Raw genomic sequence first — 16,570 nt, 5'->3', positions numbered from 1 at the left:
CGGGCACGGTAGCGCGGGGCGGTGTCGGTGCCTCAGCCGGCCGGTCCGGGTTCGGCGGCCAGCCGGGTCGCGGTGCGGACCAGCGCGGCCAGGGCGCGGGAGCGGCTGTGCGGGGGCCAGGCGAGGTGGGTGGTGACGGGGGGCGCGTCGGTGAGCGGGACGGTGGCGTGCTCGTGCCACAGCCAGGCCCGGGCGGACTCCGGGACGACGGCCATGGTGCGTCCGAGGGCGATGAGTTGGGCCAGCTGGGTGTGGTCGCGGACCTCCGGTCCGGGGCCGGGCGGGTAGGCGCCGTGCCGGGGCCAGCGGGCGAGCGGGAGGCCGGGGACGTCGGCGGTCTCGGCGGTGGTGAGCGCGGTGCGGGCGGCGAGCGGGTGGCCGGCGGGCAGGACGGCCATCCGTCCCTCGGTGAGCAGTTCCTCGCTGTCGAAGCCGGCCAGCGAGTGGAACGGGACGATGAGCAGGGCGGCGTCGGCGCGGCCGTCGCGCAGCATCCGCTCCTGCTCGTCGAAGCCGCCCGCCAGCACCTCGACCTCGGCGGCGCCGGGTTCGGCGGCGTGGGCGTCGAGCAGCCGGCGCAGCAGCGGGTGGGAGGCGGCGGACTTGACCGCGAGGACCAGGCGTTCGGGGGCGCCGGCCGGCCGGTCCGCGCCGCCGGAGCGGCGGGTGCGGCGGACGGCGGCGGCGGTGGCGTCCAGCGCGGCGCGGCCCTCGCGCAGCAGCACCCGGCCGGGTCCGGTCAGCCGGACGCCGCGCCGGTCGCGGTCCAGCAGCGGGACGCCGAGCCGCCGTTCGAGCCGCTGGACGGCGCGGGACAGCGGCGGCTGGGCGATGCCGAGGCGGGCGGCGGCGCGGCCGAAGTGCAGCTCCTCGGCGACGGCGACGAAGTACCTGAGCTCGCGGGTCTCCAGCTCGTCCACGGCCGTCCCCTCCCCCTGGGGTGATACCTGGCGGGTATCACAGGGTACCGGTCCGGTCTTGGACGCCCGGCCCGGCCGGGGACGAGCATCGGCGGCATGGACGAGACGAAGAGCGGGACGAAGAACGGCACGGCGGACGGCACGGCGGGCGGCACGGCGGACGGCACGGCGGACGGCACGGCGGACGGCACGAGGACCGCGCTGGTGACCGGCGCGAACAAGGGCATCGGGTACGCGATCGCGGCCGGCCTCGGCGCGCTGGGGCACCGGGTGGGCGTGGGGGCCCGGGACGCGGACCGGCGGGCGGCGGCCGTCGCCCGGCTGCGCGCCGCCGGGGTGGACGCGTTCGGCGTGCCGCTGGACGTGACCGACCAGGAGAGCGTCACGGCGGCCGCCGAGCTGCTCGGGCGGGTGGCCGGACGGCTGGACGTGCTGGTCAACAACGCGGGCGTGCCGGGGGAGATGGGCCCGGGCTGGTTCCAGGACCCGACCGGCCTCGACCTGGACGTGCTGCGGGCGGTGCTGGAGACCAACGTGCTGGGCGTGATCCGGGTGACCAACGCGGTGCTGCCGCTGCTGCGCCGCTCCGGCTCGCCCCGGGTCGTGAACCTGTCCAGCGGGGTGGCCTCGCTGACCCGGCAGGCCGCCCCGGGGAGCGGGATCGGGCCGGTGATGGCGGCGTACGCGCCGTCGAAGACCTTCCTGAACGCGGTCACCGTGCAGTACGCGCGGCAACTGGCGGGCAGCGGCGTGCTGGTGAACGCGGCCTGCCCGGGCCTGGTGGCGACCGACTTCACCGGCTTCCACGGCTCCCGCACCCCCGAGCAGGGCGCGGCCGCCGCGGTCCGGCTCGCCACCCTGCCGGACGGCGGCCCGAGCGGCGGGTTCTTCGAGGACGCCGGGCCGATCCCCTGGTGATCCCCTGGCGGCCGCCGCCCCGGTCCGCACGAGGGTTCGGCTGCCGGTGGCCCCCCGTTCACCGGCCGGGCGAGCGGTGGTCGTCCGGGCGGACTTGGCTGGGCAGCCCGCAAAGTTGGCTGTACAAGTCCGCCCACCAGGAGGCCGTCCGATGCCCGCCGTGTCCCACCCGTACTGGCTGCGCGACAACTGCCCCTGCGCCGACTGCCGCGACCCGCGCGGCGGGCAGAAGCGGTTCCAGATCGGCGACCTGCCGGACGGCCTGACCGCCGTCGAGGCCGTCGAGGACGCCGCCGGGCTCGCGGTGCTGTGGTCCGACGGCCACCGCTCGCACTACCCGGCCGGGTGGGACGCGCCCGCCGGGCCCGACGAGCGCACCGAGCACGCCAAGCGGCTGTGGGAGGGCGGCGACTTCGCCCGCGGCCTGCCCGAGGCCGACTGGGCCGCGTACCTGGCCGACCCGGAGGAGCGGATCGCCGTGCTGGCGGCGGTCCGCCGCTCCGGGTTCGCGCTGCTGCGCGGCGTCCCGGTCGAGGAGGGGCGGGTGCTGGCGGTGGCGCGGAGCTTCGGGTACGTCCGGGAGACCAACTACGGCGAGCTGTTCGACGTCCGGGTCGAGCCCGACCCGGCGAACCTGGCGTTCACCAGCGCCGCCATCGCCCCGCACACCGACAACCCGTACCGCGACCCGGTGCCCACCCTGCAACTGCTGCACTGCCTGCGCAACGACTGCGCGGGCGGCGACTCCGGCCTGGTCGACGGCTTCCGGGCGGCGGCGCTGCTGCGCGAGGAGGACCCGGCGGCGTTCGCGCTGCTGGCCCGGGTGCCGGTGCCGTTCCGCTACCGCGACCGGGGCGCCGAGCTGTCCGCCGCGATGCCGCTGATCGGGCTGGACCCGCGCGGCGCGATCCGCGAGGTCCGCTTCAACAACCGCTCCACCGACACCGCCGCGCTGTCCGCCCTGCCCCCCGCCGAACTGGACGCCTTCTACGCCGCCTACCGCCGGTTCGCCGCGATCACCCTGCGCCCGGGGCTGCGGCTGGACTTCCGGCTCGCCCCCGGCGACTGCCTGGTCTTCGACAACACCCGCCTGCTGCACGCCCGCACCGCCTTCGAACCCGGCGACGGCACCGGCGGCCACCGCCACCTCCAGGGCTGCTACGCCGACCTCGACGCGCTCGCCTCCACCCTCGCCGTGCTGCGCCGCGACACCGCCGTGCTGGACGAGCTGGAGGAACTGTTCGCGGGCGAGGGCGCCGGCGAGTACCTGGGCGAGGACGTCACCCTCGCCGCGCACATGCTGCAGGCCGCCGGCCTGGCCCGCGCGGCCGGCGCCCCGCCCGCCCTGGTGGCCGCCGCCCTGCTCCACGACATCGGCCACTTCCGGGGCAGCGGAAGGGAGTTGATGGCCGGCACCGACAACCGCCACGGCGCCGTCGCCGCCGCCCGGCTCGCCCCGTACTTCCCGCCCGCCGTCACCGAGCCGATCCGCCTGCACGTCGACGCCAAGCGCTACCTGTGCGCCACCGAGCCCGGCTACGCCGACCGCCTCTCCCCCGCCTCCGCCCACACCCTCGCCCTCCAGGGCGGCCCGATGCCCCCGGACGAGGCCGCCGCCTTCGCCGCCCACCCCTTCGGCCCGGACGCGATCACCGTCCGCCGCTGGGACGAGGCCGCCAAGGACCCCGCCGCCCCGACCCCGACCTTCGCCGAACTCCGGCCGCTGCTGATGGAGTCGATGCGGCCCTGACTACTCCAGCGCCACCGTCAGGTCGATCTCGACCAGCTGCCCGGCGTAGCCGAGCGCGGCGACCCCGAGCAGGGTGGAGGCGGTGGTGAAGGCGGGGCCGAGCGGTGAGGCGTTCAGCTGTCGCCAGACCCCGCCGAGCACCTCGGGCCGGTCGTCCACCACGTAGACCACCGACCGCACCACCCGCTCCGGCCCGGCCCCGAGCGCGGCCAGCGCCGTCATCGCGTTGGCGACCACCCGGCCGGTCTGGACGTCCAGCCGCCCGGCCCCGACCAGCTTCCCGTCCGCGTCCAGCGGGCACTGCCCGGCCAGGTGCGCGGTGCGCCCGGCCTCCACCACCGTGATGTGCGCGTACCCGGCGGTGGGGTGGAGCCCGGCCGGGTCGATCCGCGTGATGTCCGTCATCCGCCGATTGTCACCGCGGCCGGGGCGCCGCCGCACCGGCTTTTCGGCCGGATCAGCCGTCGAGGCCGAGCACCCGCCGAGCCGCCCGTTCCACGGAGGCCAGCTCCCTGATGTCCAACCGCCCCATCCGGCGACGGAGCGAGGACTTGTCCATCGTGTGCAGGCTCGTGCAGTCCACGTAGGACTCGTCGTACTTCGTGAGCCCGCTGCCCGGCCCCAATGCCACCCGGGTCTCCTCCGGACCGGTGGTGCCCGTGATCAGCGCGACGGTCACCGCGGAGAGCGGCCGCGCGATGCGGTTGGACGTCAGCACGACCACCGGGTGGATGCTGATCGGACGCGGGATCCTGGCGCACACCCACACCTCGCCCCGCGTGGCGTCCAGGCGCGGGGTCACCACCGGCCCTCGGCGATCCCGCGCTCGATCTCGGCATCGGCCTCGGCCAGCTCTTCCGGTGTCAGCGATTCCACGCCTTCGGGGAGCGGGGCAGGTCGCCCCTGGGAATAGGCCCGGATGTTCTCGGCGGCCTGGATCTCGTCCGCCTCGACGGCCAGTCGGCGCAGTCCTTCCCGCAGAACGTCCGCGGTGGTCTCCAACCCGAGGACCGCCGCGACCCGCTGCACTGTATGCCATCGCGTCCACCGGGGCGAGCATCAGAGTCCGGACCCTGACGAAGTCGCTCAGTCGTCGTCCCGGGCGTGCCGGGAGAGCGCGGAGGAGGCCAGCGAGTTGTGGATGGAGAAGGCGACGGTGCCGGGCAGGTAGCGGTCCTGGGACCACTCGACGGGGGTGCCGGTGGGGTCGGTGGTGCGGCGCTTCTCGCGCAGCAGCGGGCTGCCGCGGCGGCAGGAGAGCAGCCGGGCGTCGTCGGCGTTGGCGGCGACCACGTCGATGGTGTGGTCGGCGTCGGTGAAGAGGATGCCGTGTTCGCGCAGGGGTTCGGTGTGGGAGACGACGTCGGGCGGGAGTTGGGCGACGAGTTCGCCGACCCGGGGCGGGTAGACGGTGCGTTCGACCATGACGGGGGTGCCGGAGAGGGTGCGCAGCCGGAGCGTGACGTAGACCTCGGTGCCGGGTTCGAGGCGGAGCTGTTCGCGTTCGGCGGCGTCGGCGGGGCGGCGGATCAGGGATTCGAGCCGGCCGCCGGGCTCCTCGCCCATGGAGCGGGCCCAGTGGGTGAAGGAGAGCAGTTCGGAGAAGGACTGGACGCGGGCGCTGCCGAGGACGACCCGGCGGGTGCCGCGGCGGGAGGTGACGAGCCCGTCGGCGCGCAGCATGGCGAGGGCCTGTCGGACGGTGCCGCGGGAGACGCCGTACTGCTCGGCGAGGGCGCCCTCGGCGGGCAGCCGGCCGGCGTCGCCGAAGGAGCCCGAGGTGATGGCTTCCCGCAGGTCGGCGGCCACCTTGCGGTAGAGCGAGCCGGCGGCGCGGTCCTGGTCGAGTGCCACGTTCGTCGAGTTCCCTTGGCTGGTAAGGAGATTGGGCCGTGTCCTGCGCGTGATCGCGCGTACACCGCTGACTGTAGCCGTTGCCCGCGGGGGCCTCCGCCCCGGTCTCCGGGCCCGGCGCGACCGTTCCCGCAGCCGACCCCCGTCCTGGGCCGTCCGTTCACCTTCCCGTCACCGGCCTCGGGCGTACTTGCTTCCGGCGACGGAAGTTGGCTGGCCAACTTGGCCGGACAACCGGCCTCGCCGCACCCCGAGCACCCCTCGTGACCTCTGCAGCTCCCCTTCCTCCAGGAGACCTCCCCGTGATCGTGCACCGCCACCGCGCCGCCGCCCTCGCGGCCGTGCTGACCGCTGCCGCGCTCTCCCTCTCCGCCTGCGGCTCCGCCGGCTCGACCGCCAAGTCCGGCGACGCCGCCAAGTCCGGTGGCGCCAAGTCCGGTGGCGCGGTGGACGCGAGGACCGCGACCTCGCTGGCCGACTTCGGCGGCATGGACGGCCTGGTGGCCGCCGCGAAGAAGGAGGGCAAGCTGCACGTCATCACCCTCCCCCGGGACTGGGCCAACTACGGCAAGCTGATGGACGACTTCAAGGCGAAGTACGGCATCGAGATCGAGGACGAGAACCCGGACGGCTCCAGCCAGGACGAGATCAACGCGATCAAGTCCCGCAAGGGCCAGGACCGCGCCCCCGACACCGTCGACCTGGGCTCGGCGTTCGCGCTGTCCGCCGCCAAGGAGGGCCTGCTCGCCCCGTACAAGGTGGCCGGCTTCGACAAGATCCCCGCCACCATGAAGGACCCGGCCGGCCTGCGGGTGAACGACTACGGCGGCTACATCTCGATCGGCTGCGACGCCAAGCGGGTCGCCACCTGCCCGCAGACCTTCGCCGACCTGCTGAAGCCGGAGTACAAGGGCCAGGTCGCGCTGAACGGCAACCCGACCAAGTCGGGTTCGGCGTTCGGCGGCGTGTACGCGGCCGCGCTGGCCAACGGCGGTTCGCTGGACGACATCCAGCCCGGCATCGACTTCTTCGCGAAGCTGAAGCAGTCCGGCAACTTCAACCCGGTCGAGTCGACCCCGGCGACGGTCGAGAAGGGCGAGACCCCGATCTCGATCGACTGGTCGTACCTGAACGCGGGCTACACCGACGAGTTCAAGGGCAAGGGCGTCGACTGGAAGGTGGCCGTCCCCTCCGACGGCTCCTACGCCCAGTACTACAACCAGGCGGTCAACAAGGACGCCCCGCACCCGGCGGCCGCCCGCCTGTGGCTGGAGTACCTGTACTCGGTCGAGGGCCAGAACGGCTTCCTCGGCGGCTACGCCACCCCGGCGCTGTTCGACGCGATGAAGAAGGACGGCACCCTGGACACCGCGGCCGCGGCCAAGCTGCCGACCGTCGAGAAGCCGTTCACCACCTTCCCCAGCTCGGACCAGGTCGACAAGGCCAAGAAGGTCGTGACCGACAACTGGGCCAAGGCCATCGCGGGCTGATCACCGACATGACCACGGCTCCCACCCCGGTGCCGGCCCCGGCCGCCGCTGACCCCAGCGGCGGCCCGGGCGCCCCCGGCACCGCCCCCGCTGCCCCCGCCTCCCCCGCTACCGGGACGCCCGCCGGGCCGTCCGCCCGGCCGTCCGCCCGCCGCCGCCCGCGCGGCGGGGCCTGGCTGGCCACCGTGCCGCTGCTGGCCTTCTTCCTGGTCGGCTTCGGCCTGCCCGCCGTCGCCATCGTCACCGGGGCGTTCACCGTCTCCAGCGACGCCGAGACCGGCGCCGGCTCGTTCACCACCGCCAACCTGACCGACTCGGTGCAGGGGGCGTACTGGACGGCGCTGCTGTCCAGCCTGAAGCTGTCCGCGCTGACCGCGCTGATCGGCACCGTGCTGGGCGTCCCGATCGCCCAGGCCGTACTGACCTCCCGGTTCCGGCTGCTGCGCGAGGCGGTGCTGACCGCCTCCGGCGTGCTCGCCAACTTCGGCGGCCTGCCGCTGGCGTTCGCCTTCGTCGCCACCCTCGGCAACGCGGGCGAGGTGACGAGGATGTTCCACCTGACCGACCACGGCTGGTCGCTGTACAGCTTCACCGGCCTGGCCGTCACCTACCTGTACTTCCTGGTGCCGCTGATGGTGCTGACCATCACCCCGGCCCTGGAGGGCCTGCGCGTCCAGTGGCGCGAGGCCGCCCGGAACAACCGGGCCACCGCCCTGCAGTACTGGCGGTACGTGGCGCTGCCGATCCTGTTCCCGTCGCTGCTCGGCGGCTTCGTGCTGCTGTTCGGCTCGGCGTTCGCCGCGTACGCCACCGCCGCCGCGATGGTCGGCGCGACCGTCCCGCTGATCAGCCGGCAGATCGCCGACGCGCTCTCCGGCAACGTGCTGGTCGGCCAGGGCAACCTGGCGCTGGCGCTCAGCCTCGACATGATCATCGTCGCCGTCCTGGTGATGGCCGTGTACCTGCCCCTCCAGCGCCGGAGTGCCCGATGGCTCAGCTGACCCCCCGGCCGCGGGCCTGGCGCCCCCGGCTCTGGCGCGGCGCGGTCCTGCTGCCGGCCGCCGTGTACTTCCTGGTCCCGATGGCCGCCTCGGTCTGGTTCTCGATCGACGACCGGAACGGCGTCTCCTTCGACGCCTACACCGGCCTGCTCTCCGCGCCCGGCTTCACCGACAGCCTGCTGCTCACCCTGGAGCTCGCCGCCGTCACCGTCGTGGTGCTGCTGCTCCTGCTGGTGCCCGCGATGATCGCGGTCCGGCTCGGCGCGCCGAGGCTCCGCCCGGTCCTCGAAGTGGTGTGCACCCTGCCGCTGGTGGTGCCGCCGGTCGCGCTGACCGCCGGCCTGATCGGCGTGCTGCGCTGGGGCCCCGACTACCTGATGGACACGCCGTTCTTCCAGACCTTCGTGTTCGTCCAGCAGCCGGAGTTCCCGCTGGTCCTGGTCATCGCGTACGTGCTGATGGCGCTGCCGCTGGCCTACCGGGCGCTGGACTCCGGGCTGCGCGCGGTGGACGTCCGCACCCTGGTCGAGGCGGCCCGCAACTGCGGCGCGAGCTGGCCGCGGGCCGTCGTCTCGGTGATCGTGCCGAACCTGCGCGGCGCGCTGCTGAACGCCTCCTTCCTCACCCTGGCCCTGGTCCTCGGCGAGTTCACCACCGCCTCGATCCTCGGTTACCAGCCCTTCGCCGTGTGGATCTACTCGGTCGGCAACAGCCAGGGCCAGATGTCCGTCGCGGTGTCCGTGCTCAGCCTGCTGATCACCTGGGTGCTGCTGCTCCTGCTGGCCGCCGCCGGCCGCGAGCGCCGCCACCAGACCACCGCCACCTCCTGACCCGCCCCGGAGACCGCCACCCATGAGCACCGCCACCCACCCCCGCACCGAGGACGCCGCCACCGGCAGCGCCACCGTCGAATTCCGTTCGCTGCGGCGGGCGTTCGGCACCACCACCGCCCTGGACGGCCTCGACCTGGACGTCCGGCCGGGCGAGCTGCTCGCCCTGCTCGGCCCGTCCGGCTGCGGCAAGACCACCGCGCTGCGGATCCTGGCCGGCTTCGAGAGCCACGACTCCGGCGAGGTGCTGGTCGACGGCGCGGACATCACCCGGATCCCCGCGCACCGGCGCGACGCCGGCATGGTCTTCCAGTCGTACAGCCTCTTCCCGCACCTCACCGCCGCCGAGAACGTCGCCTTCGGCCTGCGGATGCGCGGCGCCGGCAAGGCCGAACGGCGGCGCCGCGCCCAGGAGTTGCTGGAACTCGTCGGCCTCCCGCAGCGGGCCGGCCACTACCCGCACCAGATGTCCGGCGGCCAGCAGCAGCGCATCGCGCTGGCCCGCGCGCTGGCCCTGCGGCCGCGCGTCCTGCTGCTGGACGAGCCGCTCTCCGCGCTCGACGCGAAGGTCCGGCTCGCGCTGCGCGAGGAGATCCGCCGCCTCCAGCAGGAGCTCGGCATCACCACCCTGTTCGTCACCCACGACCAGGAGGAGGCCCTCTCGATGGCCGACCGGGTCGCCGTGCTGCGGGCCGGCCGCCTCGAACAGTGCGCCGCCCCCTCGGAGTTGTACTCCCGCCCGGCCACCGCGTTCGTCGCCGAGTTCGTCGGCACGATGAGCCGGATCCCGTGCGCGCGCACCGCCGGCGGCGAGGTCGAGGTGCTCGGCCGCCGCCACCCGGTGGACGGCGAACTGCCCGCCGACGGCGACCTGCACGTCCTGGTCCGCCCCGAGCACGTCGCGCTGGCCCCCGCCGACGAGGGCGACGCGCTGGTGGTCGCCGCGGCCTTCCTCGGCGCCGTCACCCGCCTCACCGTCCGCCTCGCCGACGGCACCGAGGTCAAGTCCGACCTCCCCACCGAGGCCGCCGCCGCCCTCCCGCCCGGCACCCGCGCCGCCCTCACCCTCCCCGCCCGCCCGGTCCTGGTCGACCGCGCCCCGGCCGGCGCCTGACCCGGCCCGCCCCGCAGCCCCCGACCCGCAGCCCCCGACCCGCCGCCCCCGCCCGCCAACCCCCGTCCGCCGCACGCCGGTTGCGCCCCGTCCGGCTACCCGGTCGGGCCCGAAGGATCCCGTAAGGTACCGCCATGCCTGCACCCCGCCCCGCCGCCGTCCTCTTCGACATGGACGGCACCCTGGTCGACACCGAGCACCTGTGGTGGCAGGCCGCGGCCGAACTCGCCGCCGAGCTCGACCTCGCCCTGACCGACGACGACCTCCCCGAGGTGCTCGGCCAGGCCGTCGAGCACACCGCCGCCCACCTGCACCGCAGCAGCCGCACCGGCCGGCCGGAGGCCGAGCTGGTGGCCCGGCTGAACGAGTCGTTCGCCGCGAAGGTCGCCGCGCAGGTCGTGCCGCGGCCGGGCGCGCTGGCCCTGCTGGCGGCGCTGCGCGCGGCGGGGGTGCCGACGGCGCTGGTCTCGGCGTCGCCGCGCCGGGTGGTCGACCTGGTGCTGGCGGCGATCGGCGCGCACTGGTTCAGCACCACGCTCGCCGCCGAGGACACCCCCCGCACCAAGCCCGCCCCGGACCCGTACCTGGCGGCGGCCGAGCGGCTGGGCCTGCCCCCGGCCCGCTGCGTGGCCGTCGAGGACACCCCGACCGGGGTCGCCTCGGCCCGGGCGGCGGGCTGCGCGGTGCTGGCGGTGCCGTCGGCCGTCCCGATCCCGGCGGTCGCGGGCACCACGGTGCTGGACAGCCTGGTCCGCGCCGACCTGCCCTTCCTCGCCGCGCTGACCGCCGCCTGATGCCGTACGTCCTGCTGGGCCTGGCGATCGCGAGCGAGGTCTGCGCGACCAGCCTGCTGAAGCTGACCGACGGGTTCTCCCGGCTGTGGCCGAGCCTGGCCGTGGCGGCCGGCTACGTGCTGTCCTTCGCCCTGCTGGGGCGCGCGCTGAAGCACCTGCCGGTCTCGGTGGCGTACGCGGTCTGGTCGGGCGCGGGCACGGCGGCGGTCGCGGCGATCGGCGCGGTCTTCTTCGGCGAGCCGCTGGGCCGCCCGCAGTGGTGCGGGATCGTCCTGGTGATCGCCGGCGTGGTGCTGCTGAACCTCCGCCCGGCGCACTGAGACGGTTTGACCCCGCGCCGCCTCCCGTACGACGATCCGGGCCCATGAGCGTCGAATCCACCCTGGCCAAGGTCGAGGCCGACCTGCGGGAGCGGGAGTACCGCACGGCCCGGCTGCGGCTGCTCGGCCTGCTGTCGAACGCCCCGACCGACCTGTCCGTGCGCCGCCGCCTCGCCGACACCCACCCGGGGCGGCACGGGCAGGACGGCGAGCGCGGGCGCTGGCACTACCTGGACGAGGCGCTGACCCCCGGCGAGCTCGCCGCCTTCGAGCGGCGCTTCCGGGACCCGGCCCGCCGGCTGAAGGTGCTGCGCTGGCCGGACCCGGGGCGCGCCGCGCCGTCCACTCCGCTGGCCCGGCGGCGCCTCGCCGCGCTGTACCACGCGGCCACCGGGAGCGCCCCCGACTGGCCCGGCCACCCGGAGGACGCCGCGGTCCGGCTGGCGCCGGAGGCCACCGGCGAGCCGGCCGCGGACGAGCCCCCGGCCCGCCCGAACGTCCCGCCCCGGCCGCCGGCCCGGCCGTCGGCGCTGCCGCCCGGCCGCGGCCCCGGGCCGACCGCCGGGCAGGTCGCGTTCGACGTCACCATGTACCTGGTGCTGCTGGTGGCGCTGCTGGTGATGGCGGGACGCGCCCTCTTCTGACACCGCCCCCTGACCCTGAACGCGCCGCTCCCGCAAGCTACTTGAGCGTGCCGCGGAGCGCGTCGACCCGGTTCGCGGAGGCGGTGAAGTCGTCCCGGTCGAGTTCGCCGGTGCCGAGCGCGGCGGTGAGCGCGGCGGCGGCCGCGTCGCCCTGGGCGACGTCCCGGCCGGAGCAGAGCAGCAGGTCGACGCCGGCGTGCGCGACGGCGAGGGCGCGCGGCCCGGTGCCGCCGTAGGAGTCGAGGGCCTTGGCCTCCAGCGCGTCGGTGACGGTGACGCCGTCGTAGTGCAGGCGGGTGCGCAGTTCGTCGCGGACGATCGAGCCGGCCATTCCGGCGGGGTGGTCCGGGTCGAGTTCGGGGTAGATCGCCCAGGAGAACATCACGAGCCTGACGTCGGCGGCGATCGCGTCCCGGTAGGGGCGTTCGTCGACGGCGCGCAGCCGGTTCAGCGGGACGTCCAGGGTGACGGGCTTCTCGTCGGTGTTGGCGCCGGCGGGGGCGCTGCCGAGGCCGGGGAAGTGCTTGGCGGTGGCGGCGACCCCGGCGTCCTGCTGGGCCTTGAGGAAGGCGGAGCCGAGCTTGCCGACGGTGGCGGGGTCGGTGCTGTAGGAGCGCTGCGCGGAGTCGGCGAAGTCGCCGGGGGTGCGGTAGACGTCCAGCACCGGCGCGAGGTTGAGGTTGAGGCCGTACCGGGTGAGCGCGGCGGCGGCCTCCTGCCCGGTGCGGGTGGCGGCGGCGACCGGGTCGGCGGCGCGGCCGACGTCCTTCGCGGACTGCGCGGGCCCGCCGGGCACCCGCCGGACGAGTCCGCCCTCCTGGTCGGTCATCAGCAGCAGGGTGCGCGGGCTGGGGCTCTGCGCCTCGGCCGCGCGCAGCCGGGCCACGGCGGTGCCCAGCGCGCTCGCGTCGCTCCCGACGTTCTCGGCGAAGAAGATCACCCCGGCGACCCGGCCCTGGCGCACCCGCTGCAGCAGCGCCTCGGGGACGGTGGTGCCGGGGTACGAGTAGACGATCCGCCGGCCGGCCAGCTCGGCGTCGCCGGGCCGCGCGGTCGGCGACGGGCTCTCCGGGCCGGGCGTCGGCGTGGGCGTCGGCGTCGGGCTCTCCGGGCTGGGCGTCGGGGTCGGGGCCGGGCTCTCGGGGCCGGCGCTCGCGCTGGGCTCCGCGCTGCCGCTGCCGGTGGCCGTCCCGGAGCCGGCCGACGGGCTGCCGCCGCCGCTGCCGGAGGAGCCGCAGCCGGTGAGCAGCGCCAGTCCGAGGGTGAGCACGCCGAGCGAACGCAGTGACCGCAGCATGTCCTCAGGTAAGCACGCGGTGGCGGCCCGGACCAGCACCGCGCGGCCCCGGGGCGTCGCCGGGACCGCGCGGTCAGCGCTCGCCGCTCAGCGGCCGGCCAGCAGTCCGGGCAGTTCGGCGACCGAGGCGAGCACGTGGGTCGCCCCGTCCGCCCGCAGCCGGGCCTCGTCGTGCGCGCCGGTCAGCACCCCGGCCACCACCGAGGCGCCGGCCCGGGTGCCGGTCAGCATGTCGTAGCCGGTGTCGCCGGCCACGGCGACCTGCCGGACCGAGTCGGTGCGGGTCCGCAGCAGGGCGGCGAGCGCCAGGTCGGGGTAGGGGCGGCCGCGTCCGGCGTCGGCCGGGCAGAGCGTGAGGTCGGCGATCGCGTGCCAGCCGAGGGCGTCCAGGATCCGGTCCTGGGTGGTGCGGGAGAACCCGGTGGTGAGCGCCACCTTCCGTCCCTGGCCGCGGAGTTCGGCGATCGCCTCGGCCGCTCCCGGCAGCGCCGCGCACCGCCCCTGGTCGACCAGTCCCTCGTACGCGGCCTCGAAGGCCAGGTTGGCGGCCTGGGCGCGGTCCTCGTCCCCGAACAGGTGCCGGAAGACCGAGATCTTCGACTCGCCCATCGTCGCCCGGACGTGCGCCAGCATCGCGCCGTGCTCGGGGCTCCCGGTCTCCACTCCCTGGCTCCGGGCGGCGGCGGCGAACGCCAGCTCCACCAGCCCGTCGTCGGCGACGGTGGTGCCGGCCATGTCGAGCACCACCAGGGTCACATCATGCGTGGTCATGTATCAGCCTCTGTGTTTCTACGGAGCGGGGGACGGATCGGGGCGGGCGCTCAGAGCCCCGCCGCGTCCGCCGTCGTCTCGGCGATCGCGGGCGAGCAGGTCATCCCGCGCCCGCCGGGCCCGGTCACCAGCCAGGCGCCGTCGGTGAGCCGCTGCCGGTGGACGACCAGGCCCGGGTCGGTGCACTGGGCGTAGACGCCGGCCCAGCGGCGGCGGACCGGGGGCAGCGGGCGGCCGAGCAGGTCGCGGGCGACGGCGGCGAGGTGGTCGTACGGGTCCTCGACGACGTCGAAGCCGAAGGGCTGGTCGTACTCGTGGGTGTCGCCGACGGTGAGTCCGCCGTCCCGCCGCTGCACCATGAGGAGCTGCATCCGGTGCTCGGCGGCGACGGGGGGCTGCGGCTGGCCGGCCCGCAGGGCGTCCAGTTCGGGGCCGGCGAAGGCGGGGTAGTAGCGGAAGGAGTCGCCGTCCGCGACGGAGGTGGTGAGGGTCTCGCCGAGCGGGTCGGTCTGCATCATCTGGAGCCGGACCCGGCGGACCGGCAGTTCGGGGGCGAGTTCGCGGACCAGCCCGCCGAGCCAGGCGCCGGTGCAGAGCAGGACGAGGTCGCCCTCGTGCAGCTGTCCGTGGTCGTCGCGGACGGCGCGGTCGCCGACCAGGTCGCGGACCTCCCGCCCGGGCAGGAAGGCGTAGCGGCCGGTGGCCTCCAGCGCGGCGCGCAGCGCGGGTTGGGCGACGCGGGGTTCGACGGCGGCGTCGCGGGCGCAGTGCAGGCCGGCCAGGTAGTCGCCGCGCAGCGCGGGGTTGAGGGCGCGGACCTCGGCGGCGTCGAGCAGCCGGTAGCCGCGGGCGGCGGCGTCGGGAAGCTTGAACGCGGCTTCGGCGACGGCGAGTTCGGCGGCGGTGCGGGCCAGGGTGAGCGAGCCGTTGGGCCGGAAGCCGAGGCCGGGGACGCGGGCGCCGATCTCCTCCCAGAGTTCGCGGGCGCGCAGCGCGGTGTCCAGTTCGGGCCCGGCGGCGCGGCCGCTGACCCAGACCAGGCCGAAGTTCCGGACGGAGGCGCCGCGGGCCTCGGTCTCGCGTTCCAGGTGGACGACCTCGTGGCCGCGTTCGACGGCCTGCCAGGCGTGCATGGTGCCCAGCACGCCCGCTCCTACGACGATGACTCTCATGCGGACAGGCTCGGGCGCCGAGGTGGCCGCCAGTCGTCCGGTTCTCGTCGCGGGAGTGAACCGCCCGCAAGAGTTGTCCATACAACCTGGCCGCCCCGGCGTCCCGGCGCCCGCTCCGGGCCGGCTCAGCGCACGACGCGCGCGTGCAGGTACTCGCGCCGGCCGAACCTGGGTTCGTCCACGGCGGTCAGCTCCTCCACCTGGAAGCGGTACAGCGCGGCCGGCCCGCGACCCTCCAGGAACCGGGCGGCCGCCTCCGGGTCGGCGGCGAACGCCGGGTAGCGGCCGCGGTAGGCGGCCAGCGCCGCCTCGGCGTGCCGCCCCCAGGCTTCGCAGGCGCGGCCGGTGAGCTGGACGCCGCGCAGCTGCTCGCCGTAGCCGGGCGGCGGCAGGTGGACGGTGGCGGCGGCCCGGGCCTCCTCGGCCAGGTGCAGGCTGTGCCGGGTGGAGCGCTCGCTGACGAAGTACAGCACCAGGTCGGAGTCGAAGGCGTAGAAGGCCAGGTTGGCGTGCGGTCCGCGCTCGTGGCCGGCGGTGGCCAGGCTCAGCACCGTGCTGTCGGCGAGCAGGCCCTCCACCCCCGCCCCGAGCTGGTCCGCGGGCCAGTTCCCCTGGATGACGTCGAGTCGGTACGGCATCGCGCGTCCCTCCGCCGAGCTGCGGGAAAAACCGAGCCGGGCGGGGGATCCGCTCCCCTGCCCGGCTCACATGCTCCCCCCGCGCGGCGCGGCGGCACAAGAGGCCGGCCGGCCCGGCCGGCTCAGGCCGTTCCGGCCCCCAGGACGGGGCCGAGCGGGCCGGTGCGCAGCCGGTCGACCAGCGGGGCGGCGCGGCCGGCGAGCAGCGCCAGCGGGGCGGCGACCAGGATGCCGACCAGGGCGGCGACCAGCACGTCGTGCGGGTAGTGCGCGCCGACCCAGACCCGGGAGGCGCCCATCAGGACGGCGGCGAGCAGCGCGATCCAGCCGAGCCTGCGGTCGGCGTACCAGAGCGCGGTGGCGGCGGCGAACGCGGCGACCGTGTGGTTGCTGGGGAACGACCAGTCGCCGGGCGGCGGGCAGCTCTCCAGCGGCACGGTGGCGGGGATCTGCTGGCACGGCCGGACTTCCTCGACCAGCGACTTCAGCACCGAGTTGACCAGGTAGGCGACGACCACGACCAGCGGCGAGGCCAGCACCCGGGCCATCACCGCCGAGTCGGCCGCCCGGGCCCGCCACCAGGCCCAGACCATCAGCAGCGCGAACACCGCGAGGCCGAGCGCGGACCACTCCTTGACGACCTGGTCGAGCCAGTGCGGCGCGGCCTCGGCCCACCCGGTGACCCGGGTGTAGAGGCCGCCGTCGATGCCGCTGCCGTCGTAGGCGAGCGGGCGGGCGGGGGGATGAACATTCGGGATCACAGGGACAACATGTACCAGAACGGGCGAGGCGAACGTCTCACTCGCGGCTCCGGGGAGCGGGGTCAGGGGCAAGGCTGGCGGACCTCCCGTTACGTTGGGGGCGTCCGTACGGGGACACACCCCAGCGTCTACAGTTCTGTAGACGTCGGTAGGACTGTAGACGAATCCCGGAGGTTCGCGCGACATGACGGACGACGTGACGGACGCCGCGGCGGACGGCGTGACGGACGCCGGGGCCGACGGCGTGGCGGGCGGCGCGGCCGACTGCGGGACGGACGACGCGGACGCCCCGGCCG

General features: G+C 75.5%; 19 protein-coding genes. 9 read left to right on the top strand and 10 right to left on the bottom strand.

Annotated features, from left to right (window positions below):
• Positions 1–32: 32 nt before the first annotated feature.
• Positions 33–920, bottom strand: a complete 888-nt coding sequence (locus tag KSE_RS27725; protein ID WP_014138674.1) for a LysR family transcriptional regulator — start codon at positions 918–920, stop codon at positions 33–35.
• A gap of 96 nt (positions 921–1,016) precedes the next feature.
• Here KSE_RS27725 and KSE_RS27720 point away from each other — a divergent pair, with 96 nt between their 5' ends.
• Positions 1,017–1,838: an SDR family NAD(P)-dependent oxidoreductase gene (locus tag KSE_RS27720; RefSeq protein WP_014138673.1), complete on the top strand. Its 822-nt coding sequence runs from the start codon at positions 1,017–1,019 to the stop codon at positions 1,836–1,838.
• Positions 1,839–1,989: 151 nt separating this feature from the next.
• Entirely contained in the window at positions 1,990–3,588 is a 1,599-nt protein-coding gene (gene tmpA, locus KSE_RS27715; protein WP_033258699.1) for a 2-trimethylaminoethylphosphonate dioxygenase, read from the top strand.
• Here tmpA and KSE_RS27710 read toward each other — a convergent pair whose 3' ends face one another.
• From KSE_RS27710 to KSE_RS27695, 4 genes are all read right to left on the bottom strand, one after another.
• Positions 3,589–3,993, bottom strand: a complete 405-nt coding sequence (locus tag KSE_RS27710; protein ID WP_051055398.1) for a RidA family protein — start codon at positions 3,991–3,993, stop codon at positions 3,589–3,591.
• A 52-nt stretch (positions 3,994–4,045) separates the two neighbouring features.
• Positions 4,046–4,390, bottom strand: a complete 345-nt coding sequence (locus tag KSE_RS45015) for a type II toxin-antitoxin system PemK/MazF family toxin (protein ID WP_106438047.1) — start codon at positions 4,388–4,390, stop codon at positions 4,046–4,048.
• The gene (locus tag KSE_RS45010) at positions 4,387–4,590 is read right to left on the bottom strand and encodes a hypothetical protein (protein WP_202523345.1); all 204 of its coding nucleotides are present in this window, start codon (positions 4,588–4,590) and stop codon (positions 4,387–4,389) included. The genes KSE_RS45015 and KSE_RS45010 overlap by 4 nt, the downstream gene beginning before the upstream one ends.
• Before the next feature lie 84 nt (positions 4,591–4,674).
• A complete protein-coding gene (locus KSE_RS27695; RefSeq protein ID WP_014138668.1) occupies positions 4,675–5,442 on the bottom strand; it encodes a GntR family transcriptional regulator in 768 nt (255 codons plus the stop codon).
• Positions 5,443–5,744: 302 nt separating this feature from the next.
• Between KSE_RS27695 and KSE_RS27690 the strand changes: the two genes are divergently transcribed.
• The 7 genes from KSE_RS27690 to KSE_RS38815 all read left to right on the top strand — a co-directional run bounded on the left by KSE_RS27690 (position 5,745) and on the right by KSE_RS38815 (position 11,635).
• On the top strand, positions 5,745–6,932 hold the full coding sequence (locus KSE_RS27690; protein ID WP_014138667.1) for an ABC transporter substrate-binding protein: 1,188 nt from the start codon (positions 5,745–5,747) through the stop codon (positions 6,930–6,932).
• Positions 6,933–6,940: 8 nt separating this feature from the next.
• Positions 6,941–7,933, top strand: a complete 993-nt coding sequence (locus KSE_RS27685; RefSeq protein WP_014138666.1) for an ABC transporter permease — start codon at positions 6,941–6,943, stop codon at positions 7,931–7,933.
• Positions 7,921–8,763: an ABC transporter permease gene (locus KSE_RS27680; protein ID WP_014138665.1), complete on the top strand. Its 843-nt coding sequence runs from the start codon at positions 7,921–7,923 to the stop codon at positions 8,761–8,763. Before KSE_RS27685 ends, KSE_RS27680 begins: the two co-directional genes overlap by 13 nt.
• Before the next feature lie 22 nt (positions 8,764–8,785).
• Positions 8,786–9,877, top strand: a complete 1,092-nt coding sequence (locus tag KSE_RS27675) for an ABC transporter ATP-binding protein (RefSeq protein ID WP_014138664.1) — start codon at positions 8,786–8,788, stop codon at positions 9,875–9,877.
• Between the two features lie 134 nt (positions 9,878–10,011).
• Positions 10,012–10,671 carry an HAD family hydrolase gene (locus KSE_RS27670; RefSeq protein WP_014138663.1) on the top strand — a complete coding sequence of 220 codons (660 nt, stop codon included), beginning with the start codon at positions 10,012–10,014 and terminating at the stop codon, positions 10,669–10,671.
• Entirely contained in the window at positions 10,671–10,991 is a 321-nt protein-coding gene (locus tag KSE_RS27665; RefSeq protein ID WP_014138662.1) for a DMT family transporter, read from the top strand. Before KSE_RS27670 ends, KSE_RS27665 begins: the two co-directional genes overlap by 1 nt.
• Positions 10,992–11,035: 44 nt before the next feature.
• A complete protein-coding gene (locus KSE_RS38815) occupies positions 11,036–11,635 on the top strand; it encodes a DUF6584 family protein (protein WP_014138661.1) in 600 nt (199 codons plus the stop codon).
• A 37-nt stretch (positions 11,636–11,672) separates the two neighbouring features.
• Here KSE_RS38815 and KSE_RS27655 read toward each other — a convergent pair whose 3' ends face one another.
• The 5 genes from KSE_RS27655 to KSE_RS27635 all read right to left on the bottom strand — a co-directional run bounded on the left by KSE_RS27655 (position 11,673) and on the right by KSE_RS27635 (position 16,274).
• A complete protein-coding gene (locus tag KSE_RS27655; RefSeq protein WP_014138660.1) occupies positions 11,673–12,932 on the bottom strand; it encodes a glycoside hydrolase family 3 N-terminal domain-containing protein in 1,260 nt (419 codons plus the stop codon).
• Between the two features lie 87 nt (positions 12,933–13,019).
• Positions 13,020–13,703 carry a phosphonatase-like hydrolase gene (locus KSE_RS27650; RefSeq protein ID WP_033260264.1) on the bottom strand — a complete coding sequence of 228 codons (684 nt, stop codon included), beginning with the start codon at positions 13,701–13,703 and terminating at the stop codon, positions 13,020–13,022.
• Between the two features lie 50 nt (positions 13,704–13,753).
• A complete protein-coding gene (locus KSE_RS27645; protein WP_014138658.1) occupies positions 13,754–14,875 on the bottom strand; it encodes a TIGR03364 family FAD-dependent oxidoreductase in 1,122 nt (373 codons plus the stop codon).
• Positions 14,876–15,000: 125 nt separating this feature from the next.
• Positions 15,001–15,513, bottom strand: a complete 513-nt coding sequence (locus KSE_RS38810) for a pyridoxamine 5'-phosphate oxidase family protein (protein WP_014138657.1) — start codon at positions 15,511–15,513, stop codon at positions 15,001–15,003.
• Positions 15,514–15,635: 122 nt separating this feature from the next.
• Entirely contained in the window at positions 15,636–16,274 is a 639-nt protein-coding gene (locus tag KSE_RS27635; protein ID WP_014138656.1) for a phosphatase PAP2 family protein, read from the bottom strand.
• Between the last annotated feature and the right edge of the window lie 296 nt (positions 16,275–16,570).

Origin of the sequence: Kitasatospora setae KM-6054 (genome assembly GCF_000269985.1) — a bacterium.
Taxonomy (GTDB): Bacteria; Actinomycetota; Actinomycetes; order Streptomycetales; family Streptomycetaceae; genus Kitasatospora; species Kitasatospora setae.
This window is presented reverse-complemented; position numbering and strand designations above follow the sequence as displayed.

Coding starts and splice junctions, on each gene's coding strand:
- KSE_RS27665 (WP_014138662.1), top strand. CDS start 10,671: ATGCCGTACGTCCTGCTGGGCCTGGCGATCGCGAGCGAGGTCTGCGCG.
- KSE_RS27680 (WP_014138665.1), top strand. CDS start 7,921: ATGGCTCAGCTGACCCCCCGGCCGCGGGCCTGGCGCCCCCGGCTCTGG.
- KSE_RS27650 (WP_033260264.1), bottom strand. CDS start 13,703: ATGACCACGCATGATGTGACCCTGGTGGTGCTCGACATGGCCGGCACC.
- KSE_RS27655 (WP_014138660.1), bottom strand. CDS start 12,932: ATGCTGCGGTCACTGCGTTCGCTCGGCGTGCTCACCCTCGGACTGGCG.
- KSE_RS27645 (WP_014138658.1), bottom strand. CDS start 14,875: ATGAGAGTCATCGTCGTAGGAGCGGGCGTGCTGGGCACCATGCACGCC.
- KSE_RS38810 (WP_014138657.1), bottom strand. CDS start 15,513: ATGCCGTACCGACTCGACGTCATCCAGGGGAACTGGCCCGCGGACCAG.
- KSE_RS27685 (WP_014138666.1), top strand. CDS start 6,941: ATGACCACGGCTCCCACCCCGGTGCCGGCCCCGGCCGCCGCTGACCCC.
- KSE_RS27710 (WP_051055398.1), bottom strand. CDS start 3,993: ATGACGGACATCACGCGGATCGACCCGGCCGGGCTCCACCCCACCGCC.
- KSE_RS27670 (WP_014138663.1), top strand. CDS start 10,012: ATGCCTGCACCCCGCCCCGCCGCCGTCCTCTTCGACATGGACGGCACC.
- KSE_RS27675 (WP_014138664.1), top strand. CDS start 8,786: ATGAGCACCGCCACCCACCCCCGCACCGAGGACGCCGCCACCGGCAGC.
- tmpA (WP_033258699.1), top strand. CDS start 1,990: ATGCCCGCCGTGTCCCACCCGTACTGGCTGCGCGACAACTGCCCCTGC.
- KSE_RS38815 (WP_014138661.1), top strand. CDS start 11,036: ATGAGCGTCGAATCCACCCTGGCCAAGGTCGAGGCCGACCTGCGGGAG.
- KSE_RS27720 (WP_014138673.1), top strand. CDS start 1,017: ATGGACGAGACGAAGAGCGGGACGAAGAACGGCACGGCGGACGGCACG.